Annotated in this window: 11 protein-coding genes; 7 read left to right on the top strand and 4 right to left on the bottom strand. The window is 69.4% G+C overall.

The window, feature by feature from the left end:
• Window position 1: 1 nt before the first annotated feature.
• Window positions 2-793, bottom strand: a complete 792-nt coding sequence (locus IFU19_RS08195; RefSeq protein ID WP_192013424.1) for a glycosyltransferase — start codon at window positions 791-793, stop codon at window positions 2-4.
• Window positions 794-855: 62 nt separating this feature from the next.
• Here IFU19_RS08195 and IFU19_RS08190 point away from each other — a divergent pair, with 62 nt between their 5' ends.
• Together IFU19_RS08190 and IFU19_RS08185 are read left to right on the top strand one after the other, a co-directional pair.
• Window positions 856-1,338, top strand: coding sequence for a GtrA family protein (locus IFU19_RS08190; protein WP_191916638.1), 483 nt, complete (start codon window positions 856-858; stop codon window positions 1,336-1,338).
• Window positions 1,335-1,619 carry a hypothetical protein gene (locus IFU19_RS08185; RefSeq protein WP_191916637.1) on the top strand — a complete coding sequence of 95 codons (285 nt, stop codon included), beginning with the start codon at window positions 1,335-1,337 and terminating at the stop codon, window positions 1,617-1,619. Before IFU19_RS08190 ends, IFU19_RS08185 begins: the two co-directional genes overlap by 4 nt.
• 52 nt (window positions 1,620-1,671) lie before the next feature.
• Here the strand turns inward: IFU19_RS08185 and IFU19_RS08180 are convergent, their stop codons facing one another.
• Complete coding sequence (locus IFU19_RS08180) at window positions 1,672-3,426, bottom strand: DUF4012 domain-containing protein (protein ID WP_207301771.1); 1,755 nt, start codon at window positions 3,424-3,426, stop codon at window positions 1,672-1,674.
• Between the two features lie 175 nt (window positions 3,427-3,601).
• Here IFU19_RS08180 and IFU19_RS08175 point away from each other — a divergent pair, with 175 nt between their 5' ends.
• From IFU19_RS08175 to IFU19_RS08155, 5 genes are all read left to right on the top strand, one after another.
• The gene (locus tag IFU19_RS08175) at window positions 3,602-4,756 is read left to right on the top strand and encodes a glycosyltransferase (protein WP_342343394.1); all 1,155 of its coding nucleotides are present in this window, start codon (window positions 3,602-3,604) and stop codon (window positions 4,754-4,756) included.
• 111 nt (window positions 4,757-4,867) lie between these two features.
• On the top strand, window positions 4,868-5,461 hold the full coding sequence (locus IFU19_RS16835) for an acyltransferase (protein WP_274604680.1): 594 nt from the start codon (window positions 4,868-4,870) through the stop codon (window positions 5,459-5,461).
• Complete coding sequence (locus IFU19_RS08165) at window positions 5,458-6,555, top strand: glycosyltransferase (RefSeq protein WP_192013421.1); 1,098 nt, start codon at window positions 5,458-5,460, stop codon at window positions 6,553-6,555. Before IFU19_RS16835 ends, IFU19_RS08165 begins: the two co-directional genes overlap by 4 nt.
• Window positions 6,552-8,015, top strand: a complete 1,464-nt coding sequence (locus IFU19_RS08160) for a hypothetical protein (RefSeq protein WP_192013420.1) — start codon at window positions 6,552-6,554, stop codon at window positions 8,013-8,015. The genes IFU19_RS08165 and IFU19_RS08160 overlap by 4 nt, the downstream gene beginning before the upstream one ends.
• Window positions 7,996-9,225, top strand: coding sequence for a hypothetical protein (locus IFU19_RS08155; protein WP_192013419.1), 1,230 nt, complete (start codon window positions 7,996-7,998; stop codon window positions 9,223-9,225). The genes IFU19_RS08160 and IFU19_RS08155 overlap by 20 nt, the downstream gene beginning before the upstream one ends.
• 4 nt (window positions 9,226-9,229) lie before the next feature.
• Here the strand turns inward: IFU19_RS08155 and IFU19_RS08150 are convergent, their stop codons facing one another.
• Together IFU19_RS08150 and tuf are read right to left on the bottom strand one after the other, a co-directional pair.
• Window positions 9,230-10,060: a hypothetical protein gene (locus IFU19_RS08150; RefSeq protein ID WP_192013418.1), complete on the bottom strand. Its 831-nt coding sequence runs from the start codon at window positions 10,058-10,060 to the stop codon at window positions 9,230-9,232.
• A gap of 195 nt (window positions 10,061-10,255) precedes the next feature.
• Complete coding sequence (tuf, locus tag IFU19_RS08145) at window positions 10,256-11,449, bottom strand: elongation factor Tu (RefSeq protein ID WP_055833601.1); 1,194 nt, start codon at window positions 11,447-11,449, stop codon at window positions 10,256-10,258.
• Window positions 11,450-11,546 lie beyond the last annotated feature (97 nt).

The raw sequence follows: 11,546 nt of genomic DNA, 5'->3' as shown, positions 1-11,546 counted from the left end.
GTCAGCCGCGCAACGCTGCGTCGTGCCCGGAGATGCGGGCCCCACCGCGGCGTGGTCCGAGAATGTCGACGCGCCACAGCTCGGCGAGAGCTCGAGCGGCGAACCGCACGAGGCGGAGAGGCGGCAGCACCACGCGCGTACGTCCCGCACCCCACATGGTGCCCTGGGAGACCGCCCCACGACGCGGGATGCTCTCCACCGAGACGTAGCGGACACGGAGGCGCTCGCGAGCCTCGGCGATAGAGAAGTGCACGTGCGGGACGAGAGCGCCGTCGGGGACTCCATCGACGAGCAGTTGCAGCGTATCGGGGTGGTAGGCGCGGAGCGGAGTGTTCACGTCGGGCACGGACCGCCCGCACAACAGCACCACCGCGAAGCGGACGAGCCCGCTGAGGCATCGGCGGAACCAGGGGTCGGTGCGGCCTCGACGCACGCCGTGGACGACGTCGGCCTCGGGGCGATCGAGGGCGACGGCGACGCGGGCGATGTCGTCGCCGTAGAACTGGCCGTCGCCGTCGACGTGCACGATGGTCCCCGCCCCACTGCGCAGGCCTTCGGCGTACGCGGCGAGCGCCGTCGGTCCATGCCCGCGATTGACGGGGGCACGCACGACATCGGCGAGCGGCGCGGCCGCGGTGCTGGTGTCATCGATCGATGCGTCGTCCACGACGATCAGCGTGACAGAACGGCCGACGGTAGCGAACGAGGCGCGGATCTCTGCAAGGAACGACGGAAGCGCCTCGGCCTCGTTGAACGCCGGTATCACGACCGCGACGTGATCTTGCGCCTGCACCCTGGCATCCCCGCATTCCTCCGGGATGAATTCACCCGGCTACTCCCCCGAACATGTAGCGTATGACACTCGTGGGGCGCACCAGGAATCTTCGGCGCGCGGGCGCTCTGTCCGTGCGGTTCCTGATCGTGGGCGCCATCAGCACCGGGATCGAGATCGCGGCGTTCAACCTGCTGCTGCTCGCGGGTGTCGGCCCGGTGGCCGCGAAAGTCATCGCCTCTCTCATCGCCCTCGTCAACGCGTACGTGGGCAACCGGGAGTGGGCCTTCCGTTCCCGTTCCCGCACCGGAGCTGGGCGCCAGATGGTGCGTTTCCTGCTCGTGAACGCCGTCTGCACGGGCCTGGGCGCAGCAGCGGTGTGGGCTGGAGCGCAGGCACTGGAGGCGATCTACGGGGATGCCGGCCCGATCGGGCTGAACATCGTCAACCTCGTCTCGATCGCCGGGGTCACCGTCGTGCGCTTCGTTCTCTACCACTTCGTGGTCTTCCCGCCCGCCCGCACGATTCCGGTCGTTGAAGAGCCCTCCGGTAGGCTCGGCGCGTGAAGACCGCCCCCCGAGTGCTCGGAACCCTGTCGCTGCTGGCCGCCCTTGCATCGATCGGCGTGCAGCTGGCCGTGGTGGCACGCCTCTGGGCGGCCTTCGTCGAAACGATCCCGCTGACCAGCACACTCGCGCTGAGCACGGCGGGTGCGGTGCTGGGGCTGGTGCTCGCCGTGGTCGCTGTGATCCTGCGCCGTGGATCGCCCGGTGTACTCGCGCCGATCGGCGGCCTGATGAACCTCGGCCTGCTGGCGGGATACGCGTACTTGTTCGCCGTCCTCTGAGCCCGTTCGGAAGGCGCGCGGCGCTTCGTCTGCGACGCCGCGCCTCAGACGATCAGCTGCAGGGGACGTCGACCACCGTCGTGTTGACGGGGTTCACCATCGGGGTGTGCACGATCGACGCGTTATCGCCGTCGCCGGGAGAACCCTGGAACTGCACGGCCAGAGTGTGCACCGTCTGCGGCGGGTTCACGACCCACATGCGGCCCACCGGGCGCCCCAGGTGCTCCCCGGTCGTGATGTCGACGTCGACACCGTCGAGCGCCGCGCCGACGAAGGTGGATCCGCTCGGACCGTAGAACTGCAGGTCGGTTCCGATCGTCCCCTTCGCGTAGTGGCGTGCGCCGTCGACGTAGTTCACCAGGCCGTCGGAGGTCGCCTGATCCAGAGCGTTCACGAACGTGACGATCGACGTGTAGGTCGGCACGGCGGCGCACCGGTTGACCTGCACCTCGGCCGACATCCACGTGTAGTAGCTGAGCTTGCCCTCGGTGAGGTCGTTCACGAAGACGCCGAGCGTCGGGTCGGCGGGATCATCGGTCGCGGGCAGCGGCCCGAGCAGACGAGACCCGGTGAAGGCCGCTTGCGTCGCCTCGTCGAAGGAGTGGAACAGGACGCGGTTCTCATCGACAGCCTTCACGATGGCCTCGGCGAAGGGAACCGGCTGGAAATCTCCCGACGACACCGCGTCGAAGACCTTGACCGCGGCGGAGGCGAAGAACGCATCCTGGTCGGCGTTCTTCGGATAGCGCGCGTAGACGTCGCTCAGCAGAATGCTCACGGCGTCGGACGACGTCAGCTCGTCGCCCGTCTCGAGCGTGATCGGCCCGGTCGCCTCAAGAATGTAAGACAGGGTTACCGGATCGATGGAGATCACACCGTCCACGGGCGTTCCGAACGATTCGGTCCAGAACGCTTTCGCCAGTTCCGCGGAGAGGGCGAAATCGGGAGTCGAGGTGATGTCCTGAGAGAAACGCCCCACCTTGTCGTCGTAGAGCTTCACGACCTCGGGATCGAGTGGGATGATCGGCGTCGCGCGCTTGTTCGTGAAATCGCGACTGGTCGCCTGCGCCGCGATCGACAGCTTGCCGCCCTCGAGACGCAACATCACCACCGATGCCGGAATGCCACCCGTCCCGCGCGCCTCGGCATTGTTCTGAACGAGCAGCAGGTAGTCGCGCGGGCCGTCCTGGCCCATCATCGATGGGAGTTGCGGCATGAGTGCGTTGATTCTCGACAGCGCGGGCTGCAGTGCCCCAACCGCGCCGGTCAGCTGTGTCAGCGGCGCCCGCAGCATGCCGGGCGCGGTTGTGGGGTCGACGCCCTCGAGCGCATTCGCCGCCTTCTCGCCCGCCTCCGCGGCGGTGGACACCGGTCCGGTGAGGTTGGCGATCGCCGCGATATCGAAGACGCCGCCCTGCGGACGGAGAAGAGCCGGATCGACATCGGAGAGCACGGGAAGTACACCCTCGGCGAGCTCGTCGACCGCGATCGTCGACGAGCGCACAGCGTGCAGAGTCGACCCGATGAAAGGGGCCTGCTCCGCCGCCTGCCACAGCCACGTGTCAGCGGCGGCGCGAGCGGCCGACGCATGCCCCTTCAACTTCTCGACGGAGTCGGCCAGCGCCGCCTGATCGTCAGATCCGAATTGCCCCTGCACCTTCGACACCAGGGGTACTGCGGCGCGCAATTCCTTTTGCGCGATGAAGGCACCGATGCCCACAGCGGCCACCAGCGCCACCAGCACAGCGGAAAGTGCGGCGAGCACAATCCACGCGATCTTCGTGGGGGTGTAGTTGGCGAGGGACATTCGCGGCATGCTGATCCGATCACGCCGGGAGTCGGGGTACGGCGTAGGCGCGACGGGGCATAGCCGCGCAGATGGGTATGCTACCGAAGTCGGGGGCAAAGACTGCTGTGCGCGCGAAAGCGCCGAAACCACTGCGCTGCGCCGCCGCTCCTACCCGAGAAACCCGAGGAGACGCGTGGGACACCGCCGCATGCCCGCCGTGGCCATCATTGGCACGCGCGGCTATCCGAGTTATTACGGCGGTTTCGAGACAGCCGTGCGACGCCTGTCTCCTTTTCTGGTCGAGCACGGCTGGGACGTGACGGTCTACGGCCGGCCGGGTGCAACGGATCCCGCCGACCCCGAGCGCGATCCACGCGTCGTCTCGCGAATGACCAAGGGCGTGGATTCAAAGGCTCTCAGCACGTTGTCGTACGGATTCACTTCGACGTTCGACGCCGCGCGCAGAAGGCCCGACGTCGCACTCATCATGAACGTCGCGAACGGGTTCTGGTTGCCGATGCTTCGCGCCGGCGGCATCCCGACCATCGTCAATGTGGACGGTCTTGAGTGGGAACGTGAGAAGTGGAGCGCTCTGGGTAAAGCGGTCTTCCGTGCCGGCGCCAAGGTGACAGCTAAGTGGTCGACCGAGCGCGTGGTCGACGCCCGCACGATCGGTGACGCCTGGCAGACCAAGTTCGGCGTCGGAGGGACCTTCATCCCCTACGGCGCCGACGTGCCGGCACCGCTGCCCATCGAACCCGGTTTCACCCACCGCGGGTACGCGCTCGTCGTCGCGCGTTTCGTGCCCGAGAACACCGTCGGACAGTTCTTCGACGCCGCCGAGCGCCTCGCTGAGACGCACGACGTCATCGTGGTCGGGTCGTCCGGCTATGGCGGTGATCTCGACGATCGCGCCGCCGCCCTCGCGGAACGCCTCCCCCGCTTCCACTGGCTCGGTCACGTCCACGACGACCACCGCCTGCACAGCCTGTGGCAGCACGCGGGGGCATACTTCCACGGGCACAGCGTCGGCGGCACCAACCCCGCACTCGTGCAGGCGATGGCCGCCGGCGCCCCGATCGTCGCCCGCGACACCGTGCACAGCCGCGAGGTGCTCGGCGCCGACGCCGGTGAGTTCACGGGCGCGACTCCTTCCGAGATCGAAGCGGCACTGCGCGGCCTGCTGACGAACCCCGCGCGTCAGCAGGAGCTGAGCGAGAACGCGGTGCGTCGCGCGGTCGACGCCTACTCCTGGGAAAGCGTCAACGCGTCGTACGAACGGCTTCTTCGCTCCCATCTTCGCTCGACCGAGGGCTCCCCGCACCCCTCCGAGAAGCGGGCCCGCTGAGTCATGGGTATTGCGAGCAAGATCGTCCACGAACAGCGCGAGCGTCTCCGCGAGGTCGGCAGCGACCGGTGGCGGATCGTCAGCGCGCAGTTAGCGGCCAAAGTCGGCCCGATGGCGGTTCGAGGTGCTCTCCTCGCCCCCCGCCTCGGCACCTCGACCGGACTTCCGCTCATCGGCCGAGGCGTTCGCGTGCGCAACCCGCACCTCGTGCACGCCGGCGCCGACCTCATCGTCGAGGACTTCGCCGAGATCCAGGGCCTCAGCCGTGGCGGCATCCGCTTCGGAGACAAGGTGTCGATCGGCTCGAGCACACTCATCCGCCCCAGCAGCTACTACTCCCGCGCGATCGGCGTCGGACTCGTCATGGGCGACGGCAGCAGCCTGTCGCCCGGGTGCTACATCGGATGCTCCGGCGGGGTCACGATCGGCGAGAAGACCATGTTGGGCCCTGGCGTGCGCGTGTTCGCCGAGGACCACGTCATGAGCGATCCCTCCCTCGACGTGAAGTCGCAGGGCGTGGAGTGGTCGCCCATCACCATCGGCTCCGGATGCTGGATCGCCAGCGGCGTGACGATCACCTCGGGCGTGACGATCGGTGACGGTGCGGTCATCGCCGCGGGGGCCGTCGTGACGCGCGACGTCCCGGCGGGGGCCGTCTACGGCGGCATCCCCGCGCGCGAGCTGAAGTCGCGAGTCGCCGAGTGAACCGACGTCGCCGCGCCATCGTCATCCACCCCTCCGACGAGATGTACGGCGCCGACCGCGTGCTGCTCGAGGTGCTGCGCACGGTGCCCCGCGATCTCGACGTGGAGGTGTGGCTGCCCACCGACGTCGACTACCCCGAGCGCCAGCTCACCCGCGCGCTTCAGGACGCGGGGATCCGCGTGCACCACCGCGCTCTCCCGATCATGCGACGGGCCTACCTGCGGCCCGCACGCCTTCCGGGCCTCGCCTGGCGAGCGCTGACGACCGGAGCCCGTCTGCTGGCCGCTCGCCCCGACCTGGTCTACCTGAACACCGCGGCCGCCGCCCTCGCCGCCCCGCCCGCACGCGTGTCCGGCGCCCGCGTCGTTCTGCACCTGCACGAGCACATCGACGAGCGCTCGAAGGCCGTCGTCCCCTTCCTCCGGTTCGCGCACCGCATCATCGCCGTCAGCGCGGCCGTCGCCGACGTTCTGCCGGCGGCCCTGCGGGGGCGCACGCGCGTGGTGAACAACGGCTTCGAGGCGGCGCCCCCGACCCCGCTTCCGACATTCGTCGACGGCATCCGCGTCGTGGTCGCGAGCCGATGGAACGCCTGGAAGGGCCACCGCGTGCTCCTGGACGCCTGGAACGCGACACGTCGAGACGACCTGCGGCTCGAGATCCTCGGCGATCGGCCGCCGAGCGGCGAAGCCGTCGACGTGCCCGCCCTCGTCGCCACCTCGCCGCGTCACGACCGCATCGTCGTGGTCGGCCCGACGTCGGACGTGCGCGCGCACCTCGACGCCGCGCACGTCGTCGTGGTGCCGAGCGTTCTGCCCGACCCGCTTCCGACCATCGCCATCGAGGCGCTCGGCGCCGGACGCGCGCTGCTCGCGAGCGACGCGGGAGGCCTCCGCGAGATCGTCGGCGACAGCCCCCTCCTCGTTCCCCCCGGAGACGTCGACGCCTGGGCGGCAGCGCTCGACGCACTCGACGAGGACAGCATCCGGGCGGCGGCCTCCACCGCCCGCGACCGCTTCGAGAGACTGTTCTCGCGCGCCACCTTCGACCGCCGGATCTTCGACGAGCTGTGGAGCGAGGGAACACCCCGATGACGTTCACGCCCACCACCGCCTACGCGCGTCCCGCCCTCACCGGCCGCACGCGTCTCATCACCCTCGGACTCATCGTCGCCGTCGTCATCAGCTCGTTCCTCGGGCGTTACGACGCCGAGATCGCCGGATTCCGCGTGCGGGTGGAGCAGGTGGTCCCGCTCCTCCTGGCCGCCTGGACGCTGGTGCACCCGGTGCTGCGCGAAGCGTTCCTCCGCGCGGCGCGGCATCCCGTGCCCCTCGTCTACGCGGCCTTCGTGGTTTGGAACGTCGTGACCACCCTGGTGTTCTCGCCGAGCCTGTCATGGAGTGCGTCGATCCTCATCTGGCTCGTCATCGACCTGCTGCTGCTCGTCTCGCTGATGGCGCTCAGCGAGGGCGCAGACCTCGCCGGGCGTCTCGGACGCTGGTCCGTCGCCCCCTGGGCACTGGTGGGTTTCGCTGCCTTCGTGGTCGCGAACCTGACCCGCGGCCAGATCGCCCTCGGCACCGACTTCGACTGGCTGTACGAGGTGTACGTCTCTCGGCTGACCGCCATCGAAGCGAACATCTACGCCAGCATCCTGGTCTTCTGGACGCTCCTCACGATCACCCGGCGCGGCATCGGCCGCTGGGAGACCGCGGCCATCGCCGTGGCGGTGCCCCTCGGTCTCGTCGCCTCGCAGACCCGGACGGCCGTCTTCAGCCTCGTGTTGGGCCTCGGCGTCTTCGGCCTCTTCACGCTCCTGTCGTCGCGCTCGTCGTGGCGCTCACGACTCTTGCGCATCCTGCCCACGGCGGTGCTCGCGGCCACCCTCGTCGTGACCTACGGCATCATCGCCGCCGTGGGAGATGCGGCCCCCGCCGACCGCACGCTGCCGCCGTCGGCCAGCCCCGCCACCTCGGCCGCCGCCCCCGCCGAGACCACGACGCCCACCGAGCCCGTCGACTCCATCACCCCGTCGGCCCCCGCTCCCGAAGCGACTCGCATCCCCGACCCCACCAACCCCGAGCAGCAGAACAAGATCGGCGACGTCGACTTCCAGGGCGGCACGATCGGCTTCCGCCTCGAGGTCGCCCGACTCGCGGCGCAGGAAATGCACGGCGTCAACCTGTGGTTCGGCAACGGCACGAACACCTTCGGGCTGAGGCACGAGCAGCCGGGCACCCCGGGCATCAGCGGGCACATCATCATGCTGCCCGTGCAGGTCCTCTACGACGGCGGGATCGTGGGCCTGGGCCTGCTGGTCGCCCTCTTCGTCACCGTGTTCGTCTGCGTCCCCCGCGAACGCAAACCCGTGGCCGCGGGGCTCCTGGCCTCGTATCTGCTGTCAGCGACGCTCACGAGCATGTTCTGGTTCGCGATCACCTGGATCCTCATCGCGGTGATCCTGCGCCCCCTCGGTGACGACGAGCGCAACGACTCACGTGACAGTGGGCGCGGAGACGCGCGCGAACCCGGCCGTGTCTTCGGTCGCGCCTGAGCCGCCGCGGCCCCACCGGGCCCGCAGCGTCGCCCTGCTGACGGCCGTGTCGGCGCTGTCGGCGATCTCGCCCCTCATCGCCCTCCCGCTCATCACACGCGCCGCCGGCCCCACCGGCTTCGCTGAGATCGCCATCGGGCAGGCCCTGGGAACGCTCGCGGCCACCCTCATCACCTTCGGGTGGGCCGTGCGCGGCCCGGTCGAGGCGGCGCGGTCCGCGCACCCCTCGCGGGTCTTCCGCGCGAGCATCGTCGTGCGCGGGGCGAACAGCCTCGTCGTGCTGCCCCTCGTCGCCGTCGCCGCCGCCCTGGCCAGCCACGCCGACGATCACGCGCTCGCGATCGTCTCGGCGCTGGCGTTCTCGCTGCAGGGCCTGTCGCTCAGCTGGTACGCCGTCGGGGTCGGTCGACCGCTCCTGGCGCTCGTGTTCGACGCGGTCCCCCGGATCGTGCTCAACCTCGCCGGAGCAATCGCGGCGCTGGCCACCGGCATCCCTCTGCTCTACCCGGCGGTGCTGCTCGTCGGCACGCTCGCGGCGTTCCTCGTCGCCACGTGGCTCATCGGACTGCGTGAACGCTTCTCGACGCGTGCGGCGATCGCCGACGCGCGAGCGGCCTACCGTGGGGGCTGGCGCACGGCGTTGGCCGCCGGGCTGCTGACGTTCTCTGAGACGGCGCCCCTCTCGACGCTCGGTATCGCCGGCGCGCCCGCGGCCATCGGTTTCGCCCCGTTCGACCGCGTGCTGAAGTACGGCTACATCGGCGTCTACATGATCACCGGCTCGTTCCAGGGGTGGGTCTCGTCGGCCACCGGCGAGGCAGGGCTCCGCCGCATGCGCCGCGCCGTCGGCCTGCACGCCCTGCTCGCGATCGCGCTCGGCGCCGGCTTCGCCCTCGTCATCCCGTGGGCCACGCCCATCGTGCTGGGCCCGGGATTCGAGATCTCGTCACTCACCGCCCTCTTCGGCGGGATCGCGTTGGCGGCGATGACGATCGCCACGGCGCTCGGCATGTGCGTCGTGCTGCCCGCGGGGCGCGACGGCGCCTACCTCGCCGCGGTGTGCGTCGGCGCGGTGCTGATCGTGCCCGCGGTGCTCATCGGCGCATCGACGCTCGGCGTCGCGGGCGCGGCCGCGGGTGTCGCCGCGGTGCAGCTCGCCGTGCTGGGTGCGCTGTCGGTCACCGCCGTACCGGTGCTCCGCAGACGCTGAGCCCTCAGGCCAGCAGGTAGCCGGCGACCGAGAGCGCGACCCAGACCATCGGGAAGACGAGGCTCAGCAGCAGCGGCCCCCAGAAGCGCAGCGAGAGCCCCACGAAGACGGATGCCGCGATGCCGAGGCCCACGAACAGCGCGGTCGGCATGCCCGACACGGTGCCCGAGAAGACGAGCGGGATGATCGCGAATGCGAGGGCGGACACGACGCCGCCCACCACGCGAGCGATGGTCGGGGTGAAGCGCGTCGACGCATAGCTCAGAGCCGCCGGGAAGACGAAGCCGATGGCGAAGAAGGCCAGCATTACGGTGACGACGAACGGCGCCACGACACCCAGCAGCAGCCACCGCGGCGACAGTGCCGCGAACGCCGGCCACCCGAGGGACCCCGCCGCGATGCCGGTGACGAAGGGCAGAATCGCGCCGAGCACGAGTGCCCAGAGCACGTCGAGGCCCCGCAGCGAGAAGAATCCGGCGGGCCGCATGCGGGCCATCAGCCCGAGGCCGGCCCCCCCGACGACGACGGATGCCAGGACACTGCCGACGCTGCGACCCGCGGCTCCGTTGAAGGCGACTCCGGCCAACAGCCCGACGACGATGGCGACGACGAGCGCGGCGGCAGCGGCCGCCAGGGGCTTCCAGGTACCGAAGAACCCGGATGCCGGGCGTCGAGCCGGACGATCGTTCGAGGCACGCGGGCGGTCGGCGGGACGGTCGGACGCGCCACGGTCATCGTGGCCGACGCTCAGCGAGGGCTCGGAGGGGGCGGTGTCGACCTCCGCCCGCGCCTCGCGACGGGAGCGTCGGCTCGGCTCGAAGGGGGTGTCACTCACCCGTTCAGCTTACGGGTTTCACCCGCGAGGCCCGATTCGCGAAGAGCACGGCCTCGCGTCGCAGTACCCGCCATCACGCAGAACGGGTGGGCGCACGGCATCCGGAGTCCGTCACAGCTGCGACGATGCCTCGCGCAGGAACGACAAAGGCCGGGCCCGAAGGCCCGGCCTGTGCCGAGTGAAGTCGAAAGAGACTTACTTGACGATCTTGGTCACCGTACCGGCGCCGACGGTGCGGCCACCCTCACGGATCGCGTAGCCGAGGCCCTCTTCCATGGCGATCGGCTGGATGAGCTCGACCGACATTTCGGTGGTGTCACCGGGCATGACCATCTCGGTGCCCTCGGGCAGCGTGATGACGCCGGTCACGTCGGTGGTGCGGAAGTAGAACTGCGGGCGGTAGTTCGTGAAGAACGGGTTGTGGCGGCCGCCCTCTTCCTTGGACAGGATGTACGCCGTGCCCTCGAAGTTGGTGTGCGGGGTGACCGAACCGGGCTTCACGATGACCTGGCCACGCTCGACGTCGTCACGCTTGGTGCCGCGGAGGAGCAGACCACAGTTCTCGCCGGCCCAGGCCTCGTCGAGCTGCTTGTGGAACATCTCGATACCCGTGACCGTGGTCTTCTGCGTCGGGCGGATGCCGACGATCTCGATCTCGGAGTTGATCGCGAGGGTACCGCGCTCGGCGCGACCCGTGACGACCGTGCCACGGCCCGTGATGGTGAAGACGTCCTCGATGGGCATGAGGAACGGCTTGTCCTTGTCACGCACCGGGTCGGGGATCGACTCGTCGACGGCTTCCATGAGCTCGACGATGGCGTTGACCCACTGCTCGTCGCCCTCGAGAGCCTTGAGGCCCGAGACGCGGACGACGGGGGCGTTGTCGCCATCGAAGTCCTGCGACGAGAGGAGCTCGCGAACCTCGAGCTCGACGAGCTCCAGGATCTCCTCGTCGTCGACCATGTCCGACTTGTTCAGCGCGACGAGCAGGTAGGGAACGCCGACCTGCTTGGCGAGCAGCACGTGCTCACGCGTCTGAGCCATCGGGCCGTCGGTGGCGGCGACCACGAGGATCGCGCCGTCCATCTGCGCGGCACCGGTGATCATGTTCTTGATGTAGTCGGCGTGGCCGGGCGCGTCGACGTGCGCGTAGTGGCGCTTGGGGGTCTCGTACTCGACGTGCGAGATGTTGATCGTGATACCACGCTGACGCTCTTCCGGCGCCGAGTCGATCGACGCGAAGTCACGCTGAACGTTGGTGGCCGACGGGAACTTGTCGGCGAGCACCTTCGAGATGGCAGCGGTGAGCGTGGTCTTGCCGTGGTCGACGTGACCGATCGTTCCGATGTTCACGTGCGGCTTGGTCCGCTCGAACTTGGCCTTAGCCACTGGGTCCTCCTCAGGACGTTGGTTGCGAGGTCTCGGGCACTGGATTGCGACCGGTTCTTCGCGGGGGTTGTTCTCAGATTACTAGAGAGTCGGTATT

This window comes from Microbacterium sp. CFBP 8794, assembly GCF_014841235.1.
Classification (GTDB): Bacteria; Actinomycetota; Actinomycetes; order Actinomycetales; family Microbacteriaceae; genus Microbacterium.
This window is presented reverse-complemented; position numbering and strand designations above follow the sequence as displayed.